Source organism: Chitinophaga sp. S165 (assembly GCF_003182155.1).
GTDB lineage: Bacteria > Bacteroidota > Bacteroidia > Chitinophagales > Chitinophagaceae > Chitinophaga.
The window spans coordinates 510951-534680 of sequence record NZ_QGTG01000004.1 but is presented as its reverse complement, the minus strand read 5'-3'; the positions used below and the strand labels follow the sequence as shown (position 1 = coordinate 534680).

17 protein-coding genes and 1 riboswitch are annotated in these 23730 nt (G+C 44.4%); of the genes, 6 read left to right on the top strand and 11 right to left on the bottom strand.

The window, feature by feature from the left end; translation table 11 throughout:
- Window positions 1-6: 6 nt before the first annotated feature.
- The 4 genes from C7475_RS19410 (at window position 7) to C7475_RS19395 (ending at window position 4785) form a co-directional block, all read left to right on the top strand.
- Window positions 7-2430, top strand: a complete 2424-nt coding sequence (locus C7475_RS19410; RefSeq protein WP_110055038.1) for a ribonucleoside-diphosphate reductase subunit alpha — start codon at window positions 7-9, stop codon at window positions 2428-2430.
- A gap of 218 nt (window positions 2431-2648) precedes the next feature.
- Complete coding sequence (locus C7475_RS19405) at window positions 2649-3101, top strand: carboxymuconolactone decarboxylase family protein (RefSeq protein ID WP_110055037.1); 453 nt, start codon at window positions 2649-2651, stop codon at window positions 3099-3101.
- A 42-nt stretch (window positions 3102-3143) separates the two neighbouring features.
- Entirely contained in the window at window positions 3144-3791 is a 648-nt protein-coding gene (locus C7475_RS19400; protein ID WP_110055036.1) for an HD domain-containing protein, read from the top strand.
- Between the two features lie 112 nt (window positions 3792-3903).
- Window positions 3904-4785: an NmrA family NAD(P)-binding protein gene (locus C7475_RS19395; protein WP_110055035.1), complete on the top strand. Its 882-nt coding sequence runs from the start codon at window positions 3904-3906 to the stop codon at window positions 4783-4785.
- A 1-nt stretch (window position 4786) separates the two neighbouring features.
- On the opposite strand, the gene C7475_RS19390 is transcribed toward C7475_RS19395, so the two are convergent.
- The 5 genes from C7475_RS19390 to C7475_RS19370 all read right to left on the bottom strand — a co-directional run bounded on the left by C7475_RS19390 (window position 4787) and on the right by C7475_RS19370 (window position 10501).
- Window positions 4787-5614, bottom strand: coding sequence for a bifunctional 2-polyprenyl-6-hydroxyphenol methylase/3-demethylubiquinol 3-O-methyltransferase UbiG (locus tag C7475_RS19390; protein WP_110055066.1), 828 nt, complete (start codon window positions 5612-5614; stop codon window positions 4787-4789).
- A 172-nt stretch (window positions 5615-5786) separates the two neighbouring features.
- A complete protein-coding gene (locus tag C7475_RS19385) occupies window positions 5787-6401 on the bottom strand; it encodes a hypothetical protein (RefSeq protein ID WP_110055034.1) in 615 nt (204 codons plus the stop codon).
- 61 nt (window positions 6402-6462) lie between these two features.
- Window positions 6463-7062 (bottom strand): hypothetical protein, encoded by a 600-nt coding sequence (locus C7475_RS19380; RefSeq protein WP_110055033.1) that lies wholly within the window; start codon window positions 7060-7062, stop codon window positions 6463-6465.
- A 308-nt stretch (window positions 7063-7370) separates the two neighbouring features.
- Complete coding sequence (locus C7475_RS19375; protein ID WP_110055032.1) at window positions 7371-9740, bottom strand: ABC transporter permease; 2370 nt, start codon at window positions 9738-9740, stop codon at window positions 7371-7373.
- Between the two features lie 170 nt (window positions 9741-9910).
- The gene (locus C7475_RS19370; protein WP_110055031.1) at window positions 9911-10501 is read right to left on the bottom strand and encodes an RNA methyltransferase; all 591 of its coding nucleotides are present in this window, start codon (window positions 10499-10501) and stop codon (window positions 9911-9913) included.
- A gap of 106 nt (window positions 10502-10607) precedes the next feature.
- Here C7475_RS19370 and C7475_RS19365 point away from each other — a divergent pair, with 106 nt between their 5' ends.
- Together C7475_RS19365 and C7475_RS19360 are read left to right on the top strand one after the other, a co-directional pair.
- Window positions 10608-13289: an AsmA-like C-terminal region-containing protein gene (locus C7475_RS19365; RefSeq protein ID WP_110055030.1), complete on the top strand. Its 2682-nt coding sequence runs from the start codon at window positions 10608-10610 to the stop codon at window positions 13287-13289.
- A 203-nt stretch (window positions 13290-13492) separates the two neighbouring features.
- On the top strand, window positions 13493-13906 hold the full coding sequence (locus C7475_RS19360) for a hypothetical protein (protein ID WP_110055029.1): 414 nt from the start codon (window positions 13493-13495) through the stop codon (window positions 13904-13906).
- A gap of 78 nt (window positions 13907-13984) precedes the next feature.
- Here C7475_RS19360 and C7475_RS19355 read toward each other — a convergent pair whose 3' ends face one another.
- From C7475_RS19355 to C7475_RS19330, 6 genes are all read right to left on the bottom strand, one after another.
- Window positions 13985-17158 carry an efflux RND transporter permease subunit gene (locus C7475_RS19355; RefSeq protein WP_110055028.1) on the bottom strand — a complete coding sequence of 1058 codons (3174 nt, stop codon included), beginning with the start codon at window positions 17156-17158 and terminating at the stop codon, window positions 13985-13987.
- Between the two features lie 36 nt (window positions 17159-17194).
- Window positions 17195-18331 carry an efflux RND transporter periplasmic adaptor subunit gene (locus C7475_RS19350; RefSeq protein ID WP_110055027.1) on the bottom strand — a complete coding sequence of 379 codons (1137 nt, stop codon included), beginning with the start codon at window positions 18329-18331 and terminating at the stop codon, window positions 17195-17197.
- 54 nt (window positions 18332-18385) lie between these two features.
- Window positions 18386-19714: a TolC family protein gene (locus C7475_RS19345; protein ID WP_110055026.1), complete on the bottom strand. Its 1329-nt coding sequence runs from the start codon at window positions 19712-19714 to the stop codon at window positions 18386-18388.
- A 335-nt stretch (window positions 19715-20049) separates the two neighbouring features.
- Window positions 20050-20970: a lipoyl synthase gene (lipA, locus tag C7475_RS19340; protein ID WP_233259898.1), complete on the bottom strand. Its 921-nt coding sequence runs from the start codon at window positions 20968-20970 to the stop codon at window positions 20050-20052.
- A gap of 42 nt (window positions 20971-21012) precedes the next feature.
- Window positions 21013-21864 (bottom strand): hypothetical protein, encoded by an 852-nt coding sequence (locus C7475_RS19335; protein WP_146217598.1) that lies wholly within the window; start codon window positions 21862-21864, stop codon window positions 21013-21015.
- 271 nt (window positions 21865-22135) lie between these two features.
- Window positions 22136-23434 carry a DUF2851 family protein gene (locus tag C7475_RS19330; protein WP_110055024.1) on the bottom strand — a complete coding sequence of 433 codons (1299 nt, stop codon included), beginning with the start codon at window positions 23432-23434 and terminating at the stop codon, window positions 22136-22138.
- A gap of 142 nt (window positions 23435-23576) precedes the next feature.
- Window positions 23577-23696: riboswitch (SAM riboswitch) on the top strand.
- Window positions 23697-23730 lie beyond the last annotated feature (34 nt).

Here is a 23730-nt window from a genome sequence, read left to right as displayed (position 1 = left end):
CTACCCATGTTTGTAATTAAGCGCGACGGCCACAAAGAAGCTGTTAAGTTTGACAAGATTACTGCTCGTGTTGAAAAGCTCTGTTATGGACTGAATGCGGAGTACGTAGACGCCATAGACGTAGCTAAGAAAGTGATACAGGGTTTATATGATGGAGTAACTACCAGCGAGCTGGATAATCTTGCTGCTGAAACAGCAGCATCGCTTACTACTAAACATCCTGACTATGCCTTGCTTGCATCGCGTATTGCGGTGAGCAATCTCCATAAAAATACAGTGAAATCATTCTCTAAAACAATGAAGAAACTGTATGATTATATCGATCCTAAAGTAGGGAAACCTGCGCCACTGATCTCTGATGATGTATATGAGATCATCAAGAATAATGCTGAAGTTCTTGATTCCAGCATCATCTATGACCGTGACTTTGCTTTCGATTATTTTGGTTTCAAAACACTGGAACGCTCTTACCTGCTGAAGGTAGACGGCAAGGTGGCAGAACGTCCACAGCATATGTTCATGCGTGTGTCTGTCGGTATCCATAAAGAAGATATCGAATCTGCTATCAAGACATACAACCTGATGAGCGAGCGCTGGTTCACACACGCTACTCCTACCCTCTTTAACGCTGGTACACCTAAACCACAGATGTCCAGCTGCTTCCTGCTGACTATGCAGGACGACAGTATCGAGGGTATCTACGATACACTGAAACAAACTGCGAAGATCTCCCAGAGCGCTGGTGGTATTGGTCTGAGCATTCATAATATCCGTGCTACAGGCTCTTATATCAGTGGTACCAACGGTACTTCTAACGGTATCATCCCAATGCTGCGCGTATTCAATGATACTGCACGTTATGTAGACCAGGGCGGCGGTAAACGTAAAGGCGCTTTCGCTATCTACCTGGAACCATGGCATGCTGACGTATTCGAATTCCTCGACCTGCGTAAGAACCACGGTAAGGAAGAAATGCGTGCAAGAGACCTCTTCTTTGCACTGTGGATGCCGGACCTGTTCATGAAACGTGTAGAAGAAAATGGCGACTGGAGCCTGTTCTGCCCTCATGAAGCACCAGGACTGCATGAGTGCTGGGGCGAAGCCTTCGAAAAGCTCTACACACAATATGAGAAAGAGAACCGTGCACGCAGAACAGTAAAAGCACAGGACCTGTGGTTTGCTATCCTCGATGCGCAGATCGAAACCGGTACTCCTTACCTGCTGTATAAAGATTCCGCTAACCGCAAATCAAACCAGCAGAACCTGGGTACTATCAAGAGCTCCAACCTGTGTACAGAGATCATCGAATATACTGATGCAAATGAAGTAGCAGTATGTAACCTCGCTTCACTGGCATTACCTCGCTTCGTAATAGATGGTCAGTTCGATCACGAAAAATTATACGAAGTAACTTATCAGGCTTCACTGAACCTGAACCGTATCATCGATAATAACTTCTATCCGGTTGACGAAGCACGTAACAGTAACCTGCGCCACCGTCCTATCGGTCTGGGTGTACAGGGTCTGGCGGATGCTTTCATCCTGATGCGTTATCCGTTCGAAAGTGAAGAAGCTAAGCAGCTGAACAGTGAGATCTTTGAAACCATCTACTTTGCTGCATTGAATGCATCAAAAGACCTGGCTATAAAAGACGGTGCTTATGAAACATACGAAGGATCACCAGCATCCAAAGGGATCCTGCAGTTCGATATGTGGGGTGTAACTCCATCAACACGTTGGGACTGGACAGGCCTGAAAGCAGAGATCAAGAAACATGGTATCCGCAACTCCCTGTTGCTGGCGCCAATGCCAACTGCCTCTACTTCTCAGATCCTGGGTAACAACGAATGTTTCGAACCTTACACGTCAAATATCTACACCCGTCGCGTACTGAGCGGTGAGTTCGTAGTAGTGAATAAACATCTCCTGAAAGATCTGGTAGAACTCGGCCTGTGGGACAATGATATGAAGAATAAGATCATTTCCTCCAACGGCTCTATCCAGCAGATCCCTGAGATCCCAACACAGATCAAGGAACTGTACAAAACAGTTTGGGAGATCAAACAACGTACTATCATCGATATGGCGGCAGACCGTGGCGCATTCATCTGCCAGTCACAGTCTCTGAACCTGTTCGTTGACACTCCTTCTGCAGCTAAACTGACCTCTATGCACTTCTACGCATGGAAGAAAGGCCTGAAAACAGGTATGTACTACCTGCGTACACAGGCTGCTACACAGGCGGTACAGTTCACTGTTGAAAAACAAGGTGGTCAACAGATGGAACCAATGGTAGAAAAGAAAGCTGAAGCGAAAACGCTTGAAGCAAAAGGTGCTAAAGCAGCTGTTGATTCCAAACTGGATGAAGTAGAATTTGTAGAAGGTGCAGTATGTACCATGGAAGAAGGTTGTGTAACCTGCAGTGCATAATGAAATATCAAACATCATTTATAGAAAAAAGCCGTCTCAACTGAGACGGTTTTTTTATGCATTATCCATCATCCCACTGGCTTGTTCAGCGTGCCTATACTCCTCCAAAATGGCGTTTAAACTACCCTATTCTATCTTGTGATAAAATTTCTTAACCTAGTTCAAGAAACAGGGCATTTTTGTTAGGGAATTTCGTTGTCATAAATAAAACAACGATTATGTCTACTAAGATTATCAAAGAACGTCTTGACGTCTGGAAAGAAGAACCAATGTACTGGGACCTGATTGCAAATATGGACACCCGTCTGTATCAATCTTCAATACCCAAAAGCCTGATCGAGATTATTAAGATCAGGGCTTCACAGATCAACAAATGTGCTTTTTGTGTTGACTACCATACAACAGAAGCCTTACAACACGGTGAAACGCCCCGCAGGATATTTGCCCTTTCGGCCTGGCAGGAAAGTCCACTTTTTACCGATGTTGAAAGAAGCGTTCTTCAGGCAGTTGAAGAAATAACTCACATTTCCGTTCATGGCGTTGCTGATGAAACATACGAAAAGCTTAAAACTCATTTCAACATCAAGGAAGTAGCTGATATCATTGTCTGCATCAGTCATATTAACTTTCTAAATCGCATAGGTATATCGACGAAAACAATGGCACTCTGAGACGCGTTTTAACACCAACATTGTATAGTTTAAAAGACGATTATGCATGTACAACCAAAGACTGTTGCAGGTATCAAAATCCCCGACAGCACAATAGCCAGACAGGCCACAGAATTATTAAGAGAACATGGTACGGAGTTTCTCTATAACCATTCCATAAGGACCTTTTTATTCGCGTCTCTGAACGGAGAACAGAAAAAGATCCCTTATGATCCTGAACTCTTATATGTCAGTTCTGCTTTTCATGACCTGGGTCTTACTCCACATTACAGCAGTCCGGACAAAAGATTTGAAATAGACGGCGCTAACGCAGCACGTGATTTTCTCAGGAGTCATGGCCTTCCTCCGCAGGTGCTTCAATTAGTATGGGATGCTGTTGCTTTGCACACATCGCCCGGCATTGCAGAACATAAAGAAGCTGAAGTAGCATTATTGAATTATGGAGTAGCGCTGGATGTAGTAGGCAGAGGATATGAGCATCTGTCGGAAAGCCATCGTGAGGATATTATTAAACAGTATCCGCGTACGGATTTTAAGAAAACCATCATACCTACTTTCTTTGAAGGTTTTAAACATAAAACGGATACTACCTTTGGGAATATGAACGCCGATATCTGTGCTTTTATGATCCCTGATTTTCAAAGAAAGAATTTCTGCGATTTCATTCTACAATCTCCGTGGAGTGAATAAGGATAAGTGAACAAGCAAAACATGTAAGAAGCGCCCCATTTTATGAGGCGCTTCTTTGTTGCCTACAAAACAGGCATTAATAATGCTATAACAATTATAAAAAGGCAATCACATGAAAATCTTAGTAGCAGGCGGAACAGGAAATCTCGGTAGCAGGATCATCCGTGAACTACGTAAAAGAGGTGCTGACATACGAGTTGTTATCCGCCCCAATACAGCATTGAGCAAGATAGCCAGGCTCAAGCAATATGATGTCGGCATTATTCAGACAGATATGACCAATGTCAATGAAATGACACTGGCTTGCAGAGAGGTTGATTGTGTAGTTTCCGCTTTACAGGGGCTACATGACGTTATTGTAGATGTTCAGACCATCCTCCTCAATGCTGCTGTTAATGCCGGCGTACACCGTTTCATTCCTTCTGATTTCGCTGCCGATTTTACAAAACTTCCAGCTGGTGAAAACCGCAACTTCGATCTGAGGCGGGAATTCCACGAACGATTGGACAGAGCGCCCATTGCAGCAACATCTGTCCTCAATGGCGCTTTTGCTGAACTTTTATCAAACCATACTCCCCTGCTCGACCTGGAGAACAACACAGTAGGTTATTGGGAAGATCCCGATTGGCGGCTTGACTTTACCACTATGGATAATACTGCTGCTTATACAGCTGCTGTTGCTTTAGACACTGCCGCTCCCAGGATATTGCGTATTGCAGGTTTTCAGATTAGTCCGCAGGAATTAGCCACCGTTGCTACTACTATAAAGAAAGAGGAATTTAAGCTTATCCGTATGGGAAGTTTAGCTGAATTGGCCGCTCAAAATAAACAGGAACGCGCCGCTCATCCGGAAGGAGAAAATGAACTCTATCCCGACTGGCAGCAAAGTCAGTATATACAAAGCATGTTCAGTGTACAGCTCTCACCGCTGGATAATCACCGTTATCCGCAGGTAGAATGGACCGATGCAGCAAAATTTATTTCAACGTTATAAGTTATTTCTTAAACGCTACAATCATACTACGATCATTATAGTCAATGTAATTGTCAGGCGCCATATCGTCGCCTGTAAAGTTGGTTTGCTCGAACACATGATCAAACCCTACAGCGTACAAGGCCTTTATCAGATCTCTCTTTAACAGCCAGAATGATTGATAATTACCGTGGGACGCCCATAACATTTTATTCACTTTATTGTCTGCAGTACCTGCGTTCCATTCTTTGTACCATCTGCCCCTGTATCCTTCATGAGTTGTTAATCGCCCTAACCGGAAGTTCCTCTTCGTGTATAAGGGCTTAATTCGCTTCTCAAATGGCCTGTAAAGGTTGTTGAGTGCTCCGAGGTTATATCTGAAATCAAATTCATTTGCATAGTGTGTATGAAGGATCAGTGCCTTGTTGGTGTTTTCGCAGATGGTTTTCAGATATGCTACAGGGTTATCAAGATGATAAAGCAGGCCATAACAAAGTGTGATATCAAATTTTCCGTAGTTTTTCAGATTTCTTACATCATCCTTCGCGAAATTCAGATTACTCAGGCCTGACTGCTGTTTGACGTAGTTACATTTGTCGATGTTATCCTGTCGTACTTCTATTCCCAGCGTATTAAAGCCCATTTTAGCGAACTCCAAAGAGTATCCTCCTTCAAGGCATCCCAGGTCAACAACGCTGTATTTTGCATTTTCCTTCTGCGGGCCGGGGTAAAATAGTTCAACTGTGTTTTTTACGGACTTCCACAGATTGCTATCTTTTAATAAAATAGCGGTATCGCTTATTGTTCTTTCCTTTCCCAGAGCGATGTTGTGGCTGGTAAATGTATTCATATAGAGCATTGTTTACTTCTAATTGGTGTAGACAATGCTCAAACAGAGGCACCCTTACGGAAAGGAAAAGATTTTTTTACCGCAGCAACTATCTATAATAATAGTATACTCCAATATTAAATAAGATGCTGTCTGTGAGGGCAGACAGCATCTTATTTAATTGGGCTGGTAACTATTGCTTTCTTAGGTATTTAAACGTTGACGCATTATTTACCTTGGATGTAGTGGCCAATCCATTTGTAGTGTTGATACCAGTAGTGACAGATTTCCTGCTGTTCTTCAACACCAGCGTATCCCCTGAAAAGCTGAATGAATATACTCCACCTTGATATGTATCGCTGGTAGAACCATCCCAGCTTGTCATCGTACCAGTTGCCAGATGAACAGAATCAGGCGTTGACAGGCTATAGAAATGCCGCTGCTTGTAAAAATTATCCGTCTGATTTACCGGTAACATCAGCGACTCACTTAATACACCATCGACGTAAGTATATTGCATGAATAATGTGTCAACTCCCATTCCGATATTGTTATAAGTGAAGGTGCTATCATCTATCACCAACTCACCATTATTATTCTTTGTGATGTAGCTGCCATTCGCAACTACTCTTAATTTTTCCTGTCCGTCCGCTGTTGTTTCTATATATTCATTGGATTCAGTGGAAGACATATTGATAAAACTCCAGGTGCCTACGAGCGGGCTCTCCTCTTTTGGCATTTCAATAGTGGCATCTTTGCCACAGGAAAAGAAAAATACAGTCAGAACTATTAAACTTCTTTTATACATTTTACGCGTTTTAATGAATTGTATTTGCAAATGTGGCCGGGTCAGTCAAGAATTATAATATCTATTTCTTCCTTACAAAAGTCCAAACCGTTCTCCCAAATGCACCGATAGAAGGAACGGTAGTATCAGCATCTGGAAATATGACGAATACAAACGGTCCTTCAAAAGTGAACCTTAATGTATCGCCGGATAGCGCGTATTTCTGATCACCAATTCCTCCTCTGAAAATGCTACCATTATCGTTAGTACCTTTAATGACAGAAATAGAATCTGATACAAGCAAATGATAGGGATCTTTTTCTGTAAAAGTGGTGGTATCATTGACCGTCCGAAATGTTGAATCTATCAATATGGTATTTTTATAAACATAATCGCCCAGACGCGCATTAATGATATACCGGATATTATTATAGTGAAACAGATCGCCGTCTATCACCAATTCACCACTGTTCTGTTGCGTAACGTAAACATGGGGACTCATTATTCTTGAGACCACCAGGCCACTACTGTTCGTTATGTAATTGACGTTGGTAACGTTATAATCGAGATTGACAAAACTCCAGGTACCGATGAGTGGGTTATCTTTCTTAGGTAGTTCTGTTGCTTCTTTCTTGCAGGAAAATAACAGCACAGCAAGGATCAAAATTGCATTCTTGTACATAAGGTATAGGATTTAAAATAGGTGCAGTTTAAGCACCTGTAAATAGTTTTATTGTTCTAATGGGATAGACAATACCCGAAGAGAAGCGCCCTTATGTAAATGGTACTTTTTGAGGGATCGTGGTAACTATTTATAATAATAGTATTGTCCTGTATTAATAAAGGGGCTGCTTGCGGCGCAAACAGCCCTTTACTTTATTTATAGATTTGCATCGTTTTAAATAAATCTTGTCAGATTTTTTGTTACAGCTGGATAATTATGGACGCATATCAACGTTCCGATAATGTTGCAATATATAAACTGAAAAACTACTCACTCCTCAAACTCTTCACAGGATTTGCAACACCTGCTTTAATAGCCTGTGAACTTACAGTAAGCAAAGCTATAACAACAGCGAGCATCCCCGCGCCAGCAAATACCCACCAATTGATATCAACACGATATTCATACTTCTGCAGCCAACTTTTCATTAACCAAAATGCAAGAGGAGAAGCGATAAAGGAACCCAGCAATACCAACCACACAAATTCCCGGGACAGCAAGGTCCAGATATTGGCAACAGATGCTCCCAATACTTTACGAATCCCTATTTCTTTGGTCCTGCGTTCAGCCATAAAGAGTGCCAGGCCAAACAAGCCCAGGCAGGAAATGAAAATAGCTAGTCCTGCAAGAATACTTGCTAATTTCCCCACCTGATTTTCCATTGTGAACTTCTTGCCAAATTCTTCATCCACAAAGCTGTATTCAAATGGGAAAGAAGGATTGTGCTTATCAAAAATAGGCTGAATAGCGGACAATGAAGTTTTTAGATCGGATGTTGATTTCAACCGTAGAAAAATGTTATTAGCCTGATTACCATTGAAAAGAATCGCTAAAGGATAGACTGGTTTGAATGGATCGCTTATTACTACGTCCTCAACTATCCCGACAATAGTTACTACTCTTCCGCCAGATTTCATTGTCTTTCCGATCGGATCTTTATATCCAATTAGTTTTAAAGCCGCTGCATTCAGGATCACAGCATTTGAATCCGTTTTATAATCTATTGAAAAAGGCCTTCCTGCTTTAAATTTCAAACCCACTGTTTTTTCAAAGTCCCAATCAGCCATTATTGCATCCAATGCAATGTCAGCGTTAGCATCCTTTCCAGACCAGGAGAAGTCGCTCCATGTGTTGGAAATATTGGTCATAGATGTCACTGCTTTTGTTACCGACTCAAAATAACCGCTATTTAGAAGTTCCTGTTTTAATACAGTATAGTTTTTGGTAAGATCATCACTGCAGTTAACAGAGATCAGATTGTTCGGATTATAACCAAGAGAACGGCTTTTGGCATGATTGATCTGCTGAAAAACAATAATGGTACTTATGATTAACACGATAGAAATAGTAAACTGAGAAACGACCAATACTTTACGAAAAGTAGCTGCACCTTTACCTTGCCTGAATACGCCTTTCAAAGTCCTGACCGGCAAAAATGAAGAGAGATACAATGCAGGATAGCTGCCAGCGATCAATCCAGTCAGAATACAGACAAGGAATACGAACGCCCATAGAAAAGCATTACTAAACTCAAATCTTACATTCTCAAAACCCAGGTCTCTTAAACAAGGTAACAACAGTCGTATTATTCCGATAGAAAGTACAAAGGCAAGAAAGGTCGTCAGCATCGATTCTGTTAAAAACTGGGTAACAAGTTGCATACGCAACGAACCTACGGATTTCCGGATGCCTATCTCCTTTGCCCGTTTTTCAGCCCGGGCAGTCGAAAGATTCATGAAGTTAATACATGCAATAAGCAGTACAAAAATGCCTATAATACCAAATAGTCTTACATAGTCAATCTTTCCACCCACATTTATCCAATTCTTATAGTCATTGTACAAATGCCATTTGCTTAGAGGATGCAGGAACAGTGTTTGATTTTTAAGTCTGTTATCTTTCTGTATGGAAAGCGGGCCAATTTTCTTTGAGAAGTCTGCCATAGAAACTCCCGGTTGTAGCTCCACCAGATTCATAAGAAAATTATTGTTCCAATTTGTCTTATTACCTCTTATCCATTCCGATTCGTTTATTAAAAACTGATAGGGAGCTAGAAAATCAAAATCAATTGTTGAGTTTTTAGGAGCATTTTGTACTACACCGGTAACCAGTACGATATGCTGATTATCCAGTTTTATAGTTTTGCCGATCGGGTCTTCCCTACCAAACAAAGTGCTCGCCAACGATTCGGTAAGTACGATGGAATTGGGATCTGTCAGTACAGTAGCAATATTCCCCTTCAGAAGTGGAAAAGAAAACATTCCAAGGAAATCAGGGTCAACATATCTCCCGTTTTTATTGAATTTGCTATTGCCAACTACCAAACTATGGCTTTCATTCCAGCTCATTCGTGTGGCTCCTTTTACTTCAGGATAGTTGTTCTTCAGTTCATCATATAAGGGAAGCTGCGTCGCTTCCTGTGTACTCTTATTGTTGTTAAACAGTATATTTTTTTGAATTAGTGCTATGCGATCACCGTTTTTATGAAATGAGTCAAAACTCATCTCATACTTTATCCAGAGACCAATAAGCATAGTAAATGCCATCCCTGTGGCTAAACCAAAAATATTGATAAATGACAGGCCCTTGTTTATCCAAAGATTACGCCATGCGATTTTAAAATAGGTTTTTAGCATATTATTTCTAAATAAGGGAATGGTTCAAAATTCGTTAAATGCCATTCCCCTAAAAAAATGCCAGCTTAAATAGCCCTAAAAATCAATTATTTACACAGAATCATTTCACAGGATTGTTCGGTTTCAATACAATAAACGTCCGTTAGTGAACTCAGCGCCGGCTTTAGTACTTATTCTTCCTCCTCAAAACCCCACTTTTCCAGCAACGCTTCAAACTGCCCATCCGGCAAATTCCTCTTTTCATAATGCCCCGCAATTGTCCGTTGTCTCAAGGCCTCATAAATACTCACCGCACATGCTACTGATATATTCAATGACTTGATAATCCCTACCTGCGGAATAATAAAGTTCCCATCTGCTAATTCGCGGACCTCATCTGTCACGCCATCATGCTCATTCCCGAATACCAATGCCACTGAACCCGTAAAATCGATGTCATACAAACCAACAGCATCTGCAGCAAGATGGGTCGTAAAGATCTTATCATATTTCTGTCGTAGGGCGGCCACACATTCGGCAGTATTGGAAAACTGGTGAATGGTCAGCCACTTGGCAGCGCTGGAAGAACTTTTAGCGCCCCATTTCTTGTGCCGGGGAATCCTGTTGTTCAGTACATAAATCTCCTGGATACCTACGGCATCACAGGTACGCATTACAGCTGATATGTTATGCGGGTCCTGAACATTTTCCAGCACCACGGTAAGACCTGCTTGTCTTTTATTTAATACGGATAGTAACCTTTCCCTGCGTTCCGGCGTCATATGATGAATATATTAATTTCAGGGGGCAAATTTAACCTAAATCAAACTTCCGAATACGGGTTTTCCTTGCTACCTTCATACATAATAAAAAACATTTATCTAAAACATGTTCAAAAAAATCCTCAAAATTGTAGGAATCTTCTTACTGGTATTGGTTATAGCTGCAATTGCCATCCCATTCTTTTTCAAAGGCAAGATCATGTCTCTCGTAAAAACAGAGCTGAACAAACAACTGGTTGCCGACGTCGACTTTAAAGACGTGGATATCAGCCTGATAAGACGTTTCCCCAGACTGGCCGTAGCATTGGAAGACCTGAGTGTTGTAAACCGGGCTCCTTTTACCGGCGACACCTTGTTTGCGGTAAAGAAGATCGACCTCGCGCTGAACCTGATGAGCGTTATTAAAGGGGATAAAATGGATATTTACAACATAAGCATCCAACAACCAAGAGTACATGCAATTATCAATAAACAGGGACAGGTAAACTGGGATATCATGAAGCCTGATACCGCACAGGTAACTCCGGCAGATACTGCTTCTTCCAAGTTTGCACTGAACCTCCAGAAATATAGCATCGAAGATGCCACCGTACGTTACGACGATCAGGAAGGTGATATGGCATTGCTGATAGAAGGACTTGATCACCAGGGTACCGGCGATTTTACACAGGACCTCTTCACCCTGCAGACCAATACCCAGGCTGAAGGCATTACCTTCCGCTATGGGCTCATCCCCTACCTGCTGCGTACCAAAACAACGATGGACGCCGATATCCAGGTAGATAACAAAACCAGCACCTACACCTTCCAAAAAGGCAAGGCCACGCTGAATAACCTGGAACTGGCTTTCCAGGGCTTCTTTAAACTGGTGAACGACAGCACTTACGGCATGGACCTCTCCATGAAAGCGCCATCTACCCAATTTAAAGATATACTCTCTCTCGTACCTGCTATTTTCATGCAGGATTTCGACAAGATCAAGACTCAGGGTACCGCTGCTTTTGACGGTTATGTGAAAGGTACTTATAGCGCTACTCAAATGCCCGCTTTCGGCCTGAACCTGGCGGTTAAGGATGGTTTCTTCCAATACCCTGACCTGCCTAAACCAGTAAAGAATATCCAGGTAAAAATGAGTGTGAACAACCCGGATGGTGTTCCTGACCATACTGTTGTGAACATGCCGTCAGCACACGTGGAAATGGACAATACCCCGCTGGACATGCGACTGCTTGTTAAAACACCTATCTCTGATATGTATGTAGATGGTGCTGCCAAAGGAAAACTGGACCTATCTAAAGTATCACAGTTTTACAAACTGGAAGATGGTACTGCTTTAAGTGGTCTCATTGATGCAGATGTAAGTGCAAAAGGAAACATGAGCGCTATTGAGAAACAGGCTTACGATAAATTCTATGCAGCAGGAAGTATACTGGTGAGCAATCTCCTGTACCGTAGCAAAGATTATCCTGATGGCATCAAGGTGAACACCCTTTCCATGCAGTTCAATCCGAAGAATGTAACCGTGTCTAAGTTCGACGGACATTACATGGGCACTAACTTCCAGGCGAATGGTGAAGTGAATAATATGCTGGCTTACATGCTGAAAAATCAGCCACTGGATGGTAAACTGGCCGTTAAAGCCGATGAAGTGAACCTGGACAAATGGATGGGCACTACTGAAACAGCTGCTGCAGAAACGCCTGCGGATACTGCCAGTGCTCCTTTCCCTGTTCCTGCTAATCTCGATTTCGGCATCACCGCACAGGTGGATAAAGTACATTACGACAAGCTGGATATGACTAACCTTTCCGGTAACCTCTTACTGAAAGATGAAACAGTGTCCATGCAACAGATAAAAGCTGATGCATTACAAGGTAACATTGAAGTGAATGGTAGTTACAGCACAAAGAACAGTAAGACCAATCCTGATATCAGCATGGCTTACAGTGTGCAGAATGTGGATGTACAGCAAACGTTCAATGCCTTCAATACCGTACAGGCACTGATGCCGGTTGCTAAGTTCCTGAGTGGTAAAATGACCTCTCAACTAAGCCTGAGTGGTAAACTGGGTGAAGATATGATGCCGGTACTGAATAGCCTCAACGGGGATGGTAACCTCCTCCTGCTGGAAGGCGCACTGCAAAAGTTTGCGCCTGTTGAACAACTGGCTAATACGCTGAACGTATCGCAACTGAAGAACTTTTCCTTAAAAGATGTGAAGACCTACTTTGCGTTTGAAAATGGCCGGGTGAAAGTAAATCCGTTCAAAGTAAATGTCAGCAATATCAACATGCTCGTAGGTGGCTCCCATGGCTTTGATCAGTCACTCGATTATACCCTGCAGATGACCCTTCCACGTAACGTGATCGGCAAACAGGGCGATGCATTGATAACAAGCCTGGCATCAAAAGCAAGCAGCAAAGGTATTCCCGTAAATATCAGCGATAGCGTTCACCTGAATGTATTACTGGGTGGTAATATCATGAAGCCCACTTACAAGACTGACCTGCAGGAAACTGCTTCCGGCGCTATCGACAACCTGAAAGACCAGGCTACCACACTCGTTAAGAATAAGGTGGATACTGTGAAATCAGCGCTGAAAGATTCCCTCACATCTGTGAAAAACAATGCGGTGGCGGGTGTAAAAAATGAAATCACCAAACACCTGACCGGCCAGAAAGATACTACCGGTACCAAATCAGCACCTTTACAGGATGCCGGCAAACAGGCCGGACAAGCCGTGAAGAATACAATAGGTAACCTGTTCAACAAGAAAAAAGGCAATTAAGTAATAAATCAAAGCAAAAAACGGTCTGGGTCAATGTCCCTCAGACCGTTTTTTTGTCTTTTTTACGCATTTTACCTATTTCGCTAGTTTGGACAACTATTTTTCTAAGTTTTTCACCAAATTCGCAGAACAGAGAAAGAATAAGCATATTCTCCACCGCCTGCAGCGGAAATGTTAACTTGAGAAATACCCTCATAACAACTATGGACCACGAGCGCTACATATCAGATGGAAATCTTGAAAAGGTGCTTCTCGGATTTGCAACTCCGGAAGAAGAATCCGAGTACAGGTTTTATCTTGATATCTTCCCTGAAATACAGACTGAAAAGGAGGAAGTCGAACGTAAAATTGAACGTTTGGCTTTCAAAGAAGCTGCGCTGCCACCTGCTCACCTGAAGACGGCTATCATGCAACAGATTGCGGCAGAAGCAACAGCACCTGTAGTAACTTCTACCTGGTATGCCCAAAGAAATGAGATACATGTAGAGCATGTGGCGCCTCCGCCAAACAAAATGCGGGTACATGTCGGCTGGAAGATATTACTCATAAGCCTGCTTATAATGATCGCGGCCTCCGTTCTGGCGTCCGTGATTTTTTTTGCTATGGCTCTCAAATGATACAAACCCCTAAACAGTACTAAATAAAAAAGGCGTTCGCTAAAGCGAACGCCTTTTTTCTCTGCAGTTGTTTTCCGTTTATAATTCGTTATGCTGCATTGCTTTATAATTATCCTGCATAGCTTTCAGTTTCTCTTTACCGTAAGCCAGGCGGGTGATCACAACATACAATACCGGCACAATAAAGATCGCCAGGAACGTTGCGGTGAACATACCACCCAATACCGTCCAACCCATTGTTTTACGGGATTCAGCACCAGCACCACTTGATAATACCAGTGGCATGATACCCAACAGGAAGGCCAGAGACGTCATGATAATAGGTCGTAAACGCAGCTTGGCAGCTTCCACGGTTGCGGTTACCAGCTCCATGCCTCTATCCACACGTTCTTTCGCAAATTCCACGATAAGGATCGCGTTCTTTGCCGATAACCCGATCAGGGTGATCAAACCGATCTGCGCGTATACGTTATTGGTGATGTTTGGCAGGAAGGTCAGTGTCAGGATCGCACCAAAGGCCCCGATAGGAACCGCCAGCAGTACGGAGAATGGTACAGACCAGCTTTCGTAAAGGGCCGCCAGGAAGAGGAATACGAAGACGATCGACAGGGCGAAAATGTAAACTGTTTTCGAACCTGACAGGATCTCTTCACGGCTCAAACCGGAGAACTCATATCCATAACCTTCAGGCAATACCTGTGCAGCAACTTCTTCCAGCGCCTTGATAGCGTCACCACTACTGTAACCCGGAGCCGGGCTACCATTTATTTCCGCAGAGCGGAACAGGTTATAGTGGGAAATTACCGGTGCACTTTCCGTTACCTTATATGAAGTCAACGCACTCAATGGCACCATAGTACCGGAAGAGTTACGTACGAAGTATTGGGACAGATCCTTGATATCGCCACGGTAACTGGAGTCAGCCTGTGTTACCACACGGAAGTTACGTCCATATACCGTAAAGTCATTCACATAAGCACTACCAAGATAGGTCTGTAACGCTGTAGCGATAGATGATATCTGTACCCCCATCTTCTTAGCCTTTTCACGGTCTATCTCCAACTGATAACCAGGTGTACGTGCCGTAAAGAAGGAGAATGCCCTTGCTATTTCAGGACGTTGGTTAATGGCAGCTGTGAATTTACCCAATACGCCTTCGAACTCTTTAATATCACCACCACCGCTCTTCTGCTGGAGAATGAAGGAGAAACCTGCTGTAGAACCCAGACCAGGAATAGCCGGAGGAGGAATTACCACCACATTGGCTTCCTTAAACCTGGACAGTTTCGCCTGTAGCTGTCCTACGAGGGCAAAGATCTGCTGTGATTTATCCTTACGTTCGTCCCATGGTTTCAGCTGACAGAAGATAGTAGCACTGTTTGATTTTGTTGCAAAGCTTACTACGTTCAAACCTCCGAGGGCTGCATAGTGACCGATCGCTTTAACGCTATCCAGTGTATGCATCATTTCCGTCATTACCGCGATAGTGCGCTCAGTGGAGGATGATTCCGGCAGGTCAAAAGTGATATAAACACGGCCGTCGTCTTCCGTAGGAATGAAGCCTGTTGGTTTACCTCTGAAGAGCACCACAGTTCCGATCACAATACAGAGCAGCATGATCATCACATAACGTCCCCAACGGATACTTTTCTTTACACCCAGTGAATAACGGCTGGTTACATGACCAAACCAGGTATTGAATTTAAAGAAGAACCTGTTCAGACCTTTAGAGTTCTTATCCAGGTGCATTGGCCGCAGGATCAGCGTACATAATGCCGGTGTGAGGGACAATGCCACGAATGCGGAGATCAGTACGGAGATCGCGATAGTGATCGCAAACTGTTGGTACAGACGACCTACGATACCCGGAATGAACCCTACCGGTACGAATACCGCGGCGAGGATCAGCGCGATGGCTATTACCGGTCCGGAGATCTCTTTCATCGCTGCGTAGGTAGCTTCTTTCGGCGACATCTGTTCATGGTCCATATTGTGCTGGACCGCCTCCACCACCACAATGGCGTCATCCACCACAATACCGATGGCCAGTACGAAACCGAACAGGGTCAGGGTATTAATGGTAAAGCCGAGTGGTATGAAGAAGATGAACGTAGCGATAATGGACACAGGAATTGCCAGTACCGGGATGATGGTTGCCCTCCAGCTTTGCAGGAAGAGGAATACCACGACAACCACCAGCGCCAGGGCTTCCAGCAGTGTTTCCACCACCTCATGAATAGATACCTCGATCACGGATACGGACTCGAACGGTACTACATACGCCACATCTTTAGGGAAAGTCTTCTTCAGCTGTTCCATGGTGGCATATACTGCTTCAGCAGTTTCGATCGCGTTACTACCCGGTGCCTGGTATACCAGCAGGTAGGAAGCTCTCTTACCATCCACGTATGAGTTATTGCTATAGCTGAATTTACCCAGGTTAATACGGGCAACGTCTTTCAGATATACAACAGCACCATCTTCCGGACGGGTTTTGATAATGATATTACCAAATTCTTCAGCAGTAACGAGACGGCCTTTCACAAAAATGGTATACTCATATGTCTGACCCACTTTCTGCGGAGGAGCACCTACAGTACCTGCAGAGATCTGCGCATTCTGCTCGGTGATAGCAGCTCTTACTTCCTCAGCTGTTACACCCATCTGGGCCAGCTTGTCAGGTTTCAGCCACACACGCATACTGAAGTCATCCGCACGGGTGAAGATATCACCCACACCTTTTGCACGCAGCAGGGCGTCTTTAATATATACGTTGGTATAGTTATCCAGGAAGGTTACATCGTGTGTACCGTTAGGAGAATACAGCGCCACCAGCATGAGGATACTGGGGTTACGTTTCCTTACGGTCAGACCTAAACGTTGTACCTCCTGAGGCAGGGTTGGCTGTGCAATACCCACACGGTTCTGCACATCCAGCGCCGCAATATTGATGTCCGTACCTACTTCAAAGTTCACAGTTAAGCTCATCGCTCCACTGTTGGTACTGTTACTGGTCATATAAGTCATACCAGGCGTACCGTTCACCTGTACTTCCACCGGAGTGGCAGTCGTTTGTTCAACGGTCTGCGCATCGGCGCCAATATAGGTACCGGTCACCTGTACGGTGGGAGGAGAAATTTCCGGGTACTGACCAACCGGAAGGGTTGTCATGGCCAGCAGCCCTACCAGTACCAGCACAACAGATATAACTATTGCGGTAACCGGTCTGCGTATAAAAGTATTTGCAATCATGTTTCTTCTTCTATTGATTCAAACTCAAACTGTTATCTATTTCTTGGCTGCATCAGGAGCCTTCTTTACGGTTGTGGTGTCAATCTTACCACCATCACGTAAACGGTTCAGACCTTCGGTTACGATCAGATCGCCCTGTTGTACACCGTCCAATACTACGATCCTGTCTCTCATACGAGGACCAAGATGTATTTTACGCTGCTCGGCAACTGTATCTTTCGCGATGAATACGAAGAATTCACCCATTTGCTCAACTACTGATTTGTAAGGAATGATCACGCGCTCGCCTGATTCATCGTTCAGCACCTGCATTACACCGCTCATACCTTCTTTCAGTTCACCCTTTGGATTGTTGAACTCAATACGCACTTTAATGGTAGCGGTCAGGTTATCCACACCACGGTCAATTACAGCAATACGGCCTGGTTCAGAATAAGCCTGACCATTAGGCAGCTGCAAACGGAATGTAGAATCGCCCGGAGTGATTGCTCTACCCTGTTTAGCAGAGAAACGGGCGATATCTGTTTCGTTCACCACGAAATCTACCGCGATCGGGTTCTCTGAAGACATTGTATTCAGCAGCGTGCTTCCCTGACTAACCTGGGCGCCCAGTTTCACCTGGGATATACCGATACGGCCAGTAAAAGGTGCTTTTATTATGGAGTAATCCAGATCTGTACGTGCTGCCAGCAAAGAGGCTTCAGCTGCGGCCAGCTGACTGCGGCTTACGTCCAGCGCTGCATCAGCGTTGTCGAGTGTCTGGCGGGCAATCGCATCCTGCTCTGCCAGTTTATGATAACGGTCTGCGTCTTTCTGTGCTTTGGTAAGATTAGCCTTTGCCTGGGCAATGCTTGCTTCTGCCTGACGGTAAGCGGCTTCATACTTACGACGATCTATTTCATAGAGTGGTTTTCCTTTCTGTACCACTTCACCTTCTTTGAAGAAAATGCCGGTAATATATCCTGTTACCTGTGCACGCAGTTCCACCTGATTCAGTGCCACCACAGTTGCGGGGTATTTATCGTAATAGACAGCGGTGCCCGTTACTGCCGGAACAACGCTTACCGGTGTAGGAGGCAATACCAGGGCTTGTTTCTGAGCCGGGCCTTTACAGGAAGCCAGGTAAAATAAGCCTGTAGCGCCAATGAGGAGAATGTGTTGCTTTGTTTTCATCTGAAAATATTTGTCCTTTCAATGACCAGGCTGATAGTCTGGCCAGTTTCCTTTTTAGTAGTTAGTTGATATTGTTCCTAATGCACGTTGCAGATCTATCTTACTTGACAGTACAGTGTACATCGCATTATAATAGTTCAGCTGCGCCGAGCGGAGATCTGTTTGTGCAGTGATCACCTCCAGGTAGGTTTTTACCCCCTCCCTGTATTGTAATTCAATAAGGCTGTACACTTCCTGGGCCAAGTCCACATTCTCCTTCATCACATAAAACTGGTTGAGATTAGCCTTATACGTAGCCATTGCCTGGGTATATTCAGTATTGATCTGGTTCCGCAGATTTTCTACATCCAGGTCTATACGTTTCACCTGTAACTCCGACTGACGGATATTATAGATACGCTTAGAGCCCTGGAAGATGGGTAGCGACAATTTCAAACCGATCTGTGAGCTTGGAAGGTTGTTGCTGTATAACTTTCCAAAATCGGGATGCAGATAAGAGAAGCTATAATTCGCAAAGGCTGACACGGTAGGCAGGAAACTCCACTTGTTATATTTCAGTTCCGCCTCCTGCAATACCTTCTGCGTTTGCAGTAACTGCATTTCTATCCTGTTGTCGTAAGCTACTGTAAGAAGGGTGTCCAGTTGTACGTTCTGAGCCATGGCAACAGTATCGTATACCAGGGGCAGCGATCCGGCAGTAGGATATCCCATCAACTGACGCAGATAAGCTTCACGGGCTTTCAGCTGCTCTTCCCCGGTCTTTTTCTGTGCACGGGTATTGTTCAGGGAGATGGTAGCCCGTTTATAATCGGTCTTATCCACCAATCCACCCTGGTATTGATTATAGGCATCTTTCAGGCTGCGTTCCAGGCGGGTAATGTCTTCAGTCAGCACATCGATCTGCCGCTGGGTCAGCAACAGGTCATAATAAGCCTTGGTTACGTTGGCCACGACATCTATCCGGTAGCTTTCTGTATTCTGTTTAGCCTGTTTACGAACATCATGGGCAGTTCTGCCAGCCAACAGGAGGTCGCGGTTAAACAGGTTCTGGTTCCATGTAAATAATGCGGCAGATGAATTTGCGACACCGATCTGGGCATAGTTACCATTAAAATAGGAAGTGGGTATCTTTAAATAATGGTACAGGTTGTAGTCCAACCCAACCTGAGGATACCAGTCTGCAAGCTTACCCTTAATGGTATATTCAGTGATATCTTCATCCAGTCTGGCCTGTTTTACAACGGGCTGATGGTTGAGCGCGTACTGAATGCAAGCCTGTAAGGTGGCCTGAGGAAGCAATGAATCGGAGACCTTTTGCGCATAAGAGGGTGCGTTGTACAGCACGGCACTTAGTACGGCGGTCAGATAAAATACTCTTTTCATAAAAGGTTTTGACAATCAGATTCTTCTTTACACCAATCGGCGGACATCGACGATATATGTCCGTTATATATTATAATAATGATTTCTTGATCTGATGCTAATGTGAATCTTAGTATAAGATGGGCACAGTTTAGCACATGCACAAACTGCAAACAGGTAGGTTCAGGTCGTTAACGGTAGATTACAATTCTTGGGATAAAAGCTGACAGACGGGTTAACTATAGCTCCTTTTGCGGGAAATTATAGTTAACCCTTCCCGTAATTGCACGGCAAAGATAATGACTCGCAGTTAGAAACATGTTACCACTGATGTAAATTTAAACAACAGTTTAACTTTATTTCATTGAGCGTCCACTGTGTATATGTTTTTCTGCATGGTAGGAGGATCTTACCAATGGTCCAGATTCTACATAATCAAGACCCATGTTATATCCTATTTCACGCAATTCTGCGAACTCGTCAGGATGAACAAAACGGACAACCGGTAAATGTTTCGGGGTAGGTTGAAGGTATTGTCCGAGTGTCACCACATCACATCCGTTATCGTACAGGTCCTGCATAGCCTGTACCACTTCTTCTTTAGTTTCACCAAGACCGAGCATGATACCGCTTTTGGTACGCATGCCTCCATCTTTGAGGCGGCGGATCACTTCCAGGCTGCGGTGGTATTTAGCCTGGATACGCACCTGTTTGGTGAGGCGTTCCACTGTTTCGAGGTTGTGGGATACTACTTCCGGCGCTACATCAATGATGCGCTGGAGGTTTTCCCATTGACCCCTGAAGTCAGGGATCAATGTTTCCATTGTCGTATCTGCATTCAGTGCTCTTACAGCTTTGATCGTATTGGCCCAGATGATAGAACCACCATCTTTCAGCTCATCCCTGTCTACGGAAGTGATCACTGCGTGTTTCACTTTCATAAGGTATATAGCCTCTGCAACACGTTGAGGCTCATCCCAATCCACTGCTTCCGGTCTGCCGGTGGCTACCGCACAGAAACCGCAGCTACGGGTACAAATATTTCCGAGGATCATAAAGGTAGCGGTGCCGGCTCCCCAGCATTCTCCCATATTAGGGCAATTCCCGCTCTCGCAGATCGTATGTAACTTATGTGTATCAACCAGGTTGCGTACCTGCTTATAACTCTCTCCTATTGGTAACTTCACTCGCAGCCAGTCAGGCTTTTTAGTCCTCGGAGCAGCTGTAGCAGGCGCTGTGCTGCATGGCGTTGCGGTTGTAATCGGTGTTTCTTCCATCTCTGATCCTTTCTTTAAGAACACAAATTTAATACTTCTGAACTATTTCTTATCCCACCGCTTTCCAAACTGAAGTGCTATGTATGCATTAAAGAAGAATTTTTTGGCGTCCTGCTCTATCATAATAGCTACATCCTTGGTGTAATATTCGGCATTAACACCTACTTCAAGGGCGCTTACCACCTCATTGAAGCGAGCCCAGTCAAACCGGAGGCCTGTTTTGGCGTGAACACCGGGAACGATGCTCAATTCTCCCCAGCCTTTGCCGAATCCAGCCCCACCTATAATTGACGCCCTGTTCAGGAATGCCTGATCATATAGTGGATCCTGACCATATTTAACCTGGATGCCTTGTTCGGTATTGGGATCTATAATATTAAGGTAATAGGGCTTCAACATGCCAACTGATACGCCACCATAGTAGATCGCGTTCACGAGTACCCCGTTTTTATTGCCTTTACCACCGATGAGCCTTTGTTGCCCAACGCCCAGTTTTACCTGGTAGAAATTATTTTGTTTACCGTATATGTAAGGTTTTTCTGAGTAGATAAATCCATAAGGGTCAACACCTTTTGGCTGTCCTGCTTTTTTATCTTCCTTAGGGTTCTTTTTTTCACCAAATTCAAGCTGAAAATAATTCACCTTGTTCCTGCTTTTCCGGTAACCCAGTTCAAAAAGTCCGGTCCAGCCATCCGTATTGATCCTGGCGCCCATTGAGAATTCTCTCTCATACAGGTTCTCACCCTCCTCCATTTGTTTGAACAATGAAATACGCTTCAGTTTCCGCTGTTCCCGCTGTTCTTTTTTGGACAGTCCGTCATTCTTTGAGTCCTGGGCATACAAACTACCCGCCGCTATAACCAGTAAAAGCAAGGATGAGTATAGTCTTTTCACCTGTATAGATTTGTTTTGTTAAGGGAGTATAGCCTCCGGGCTATACTATATAAACGTAAGGGGCATCATATTGGTATGCCTGCTGTTACAAACCTACACGTTTTTTCCGTCATGTGTAAATTTGTTTTTGTCTGTAAACCCACGTCCGTGTATATATAACGCCCTAAACCGGAAATGGTTACAGAATTGCGATCTGGCTGTTTTACACCCTGTCCGGAAGAAGGTATTATCCAGTTGTAACGCTTCTTTTGAAACCGGAATATGTGCTCTTTTATAGTATGCCAGAACGCAGCAGCCTGACGCCGACAGCACACCCGAGGCAGCGTTTCTCGTCACAATAGGCTTGTTTTAGCTGTAATAGCGCCTGGGTATCTCCTGCTGATTCCGAATTGATATTCAACGCATTCCAGCCCGAAATAACACGATTTTCCTCCGAGGCAAGCTCCCTCATGAAAGAGATGGCTTTCTCCTGGTAACGGCTATCCCCTCTCTCCCTTCCGTACAGGTACAGAAGTGGCAATACAGTATTGATCAGGATATTGTGGATAGCGCGGGTACCCGGCGCCTGTGTTCTGCTCACCGGTTTGCCAAACCGGTAATGCGTGTGCCAGTACTCGGAAGGCCGGACCTCCAATAGCCTCTCCAGGCCTACAACATCATTGGCTTCCAGTATCCGGGAGAACAGGTGGGTATTTTTGTTATACAGCGCAGCGAGAAACGCGATCTTCATACTTGGGAAAGAGGCTGGACGCATCCGCAGCCATTTAAAGTGTTGGGCTTCCAGCGGCGTGAGCTGGTATTTGTGCCTTAGATAGCTGTATTCCTGTTGAAGCCTTGTCGTATGATCGTCGGTAGCTATACCATCCAGCATTCCAGCCTGACCGAATAACAACACCTCCAGCCGGAACAGGTCTGATTGATGGCGAAGCACCAGCTTATAAGGCAATGACTGGGCTAACCGCAGGAAAACATCCCCATTTACAGGCATACCCGCCGCCCTGGCGATTGCACAGAAGCACACCTCTTCCCAGTCATATTGTGTTTGCAATAACCAGGATTTCAGGATATCGGCTTTTTGCTCCAGCCGCTCCACCAGGAGGCGGTCTTTCCATCCGGTCCAGATAAGCGCCGGTACGGTTGACACAGAGCCTGCACAAGGAACAAATGCCGCCGACCGGCGTAGCAATTCATAACGCTGCAACAACAGCTTCGGGATGCAATGCTGCAATTCAAGGACAGGGATACCATTAGTGGTACATCCTTCCATATCATGCTCAAACACGACATGCAGGATCACATTCCGGTATTGCAGATTGTACTGATGCCCATGCCGGAACCAGTCGGATGTTCTCATATGCAGCTCTACATTGCCTGCCCATAATGTTCCACCGATATGGAGCCGGGCGGCGGTAAAATCAGGTCCTGCATGCCGGTTATGCTGACCGGGATGATCGATGTGTACAGGCTCGCCTTCTAATGTTTTAAGGCCGGATTGCGTAAATAAGCGGAACTGCCAGATGTGTTGAAATAGCTCTTCTGCGAAAAGCGGATCAACATTCACAATGGTCATAAATGGTTGGTTAACAGAATGATCAAAGATTATTCAGAAAGGAACAAATTAGCAAAAAAACAAGTACGTGCAAAAAATTAAAAGTATCCTTTTTGGAAATTTGATGAAAGTACCTTTAACTTTGCACCCAGTTCTTACACATGACTTATCCAGAAAGGCGGAGGGACTTGGCCCTGCGATGCCTTAGCAACCAACCTGCAGTAATGCAGGGAAAGGTGCTAATTCCGGCCCCGGTTATACGATAACCGAGGGAAGATAAGTTGGCAGAGATTGATATTCATCGTAATAAAATACTT

Coding starts and splice junctions, on each gene's coding strand:
- C7475_RS19375 (WP_110055032.1), bottom strand. CDS start 9,740: ATGCTAAAAACCTATTTTAAAATCGCATGGCGTAATCTTTGGATAAAC.
- C7475_RS19380 (WP_110055033.1), bottom strand. CDS start 7,062: ATGTACAAGAATGCAATTTTGATCCTTGCTGTGCTGTTATTTTCCTGC.
- C7475_RS19395 (WP_110055035.1), top strand. CDS start 3,904: ATGAAAATCTTAGTAGCAGGCGGAACAGGAAATCTCGGTAGCAGGATC.
- C7475_RS19350 (WP_110055027.1), bottom strand. CDS start 18,331: ATGAAAACAAAGCAACACATTCTCCTCATTGGCGCTACAGGCTTATTT.
- C7475_RS19400 (WP_110055036.1), top strand. CDS start 3,144: ATGCATGTACAACCAAAGACTGTTGCAGGTATCAAAATCCCCGACAGC.
- C7475_RS19345 (WP_110055026.1), bottom strand. CDS start 19,714: ATGAAAAGAGTATTTTATCTGACCGCCGTACTAAGTGCCGTGCTGTAC.
- C7475_RS19365 (WP_110055030.1), top strand. CDS start 10,608: ATGTTCAAAAAAATCCTCAAAATTGTAGGAATCTTCTTACTGGTATTG.
- C7475_RS19405 (WP_110055037.1), top strand. CDS start 2,649: ATGTCTACTAAGATTATCAAAGAACGTCTTGACGTCTGGAAAGAAGAA.
- C7475_RS19385 (WP_110055034.1), bottom strand. CDS start 6,401: ATGTATAAAAGAAGTTTAATAGTTCTGACTGTATTTTTCTTTTCCTGT.
- C7475_RS19355 (WP_110055028.1), bottom strand. CDS start 17,158: ATGATTGCAAATACTTTTATACGCAGACCGGTTACCGCAATAGTTATA.
- C7475_RS19410 (WP_110055038.1), top strand. CDS start 7: ATGTTTGTAATTAAGCGCGACGGCCACAAAGAAGCTGTTAAGTTTGAC.
- C7475_RS19390 (WP_110055066.1), bottom strand. CDS start 5,614: ATGAATACATTTACCAGCCACAACATCGCTCTGGGAAAGGAAAGAACA.
- C7475_RS19370 (WP_110055031.1), bottom strand. CDS start 10,501: ATGACGCCGGAACGCAGGGAAAGGTTACTATCCGTATTAAATAAAAGA.
- C7475_RS19330 (WP_110055024.1), bottom strand. CDS start 23,434: ATGACCATTGTGAATGTTGATCCGCTTTTCGCAGAAGAGCTATTTCAA.
- lipA (WP_233259898.1), bottom strand. CDS start 20,970: ATGGAAGAAACACCGATTACAACCGCAACGCCATGCAGCACAGCGCCT.
- C7475_RS19360 (WP_110055029.1), top strand. CDS start 13,493: ATGGACCACGAGCGCTACATATCAGATGGAAATCTTGAAAAGGTGCTT.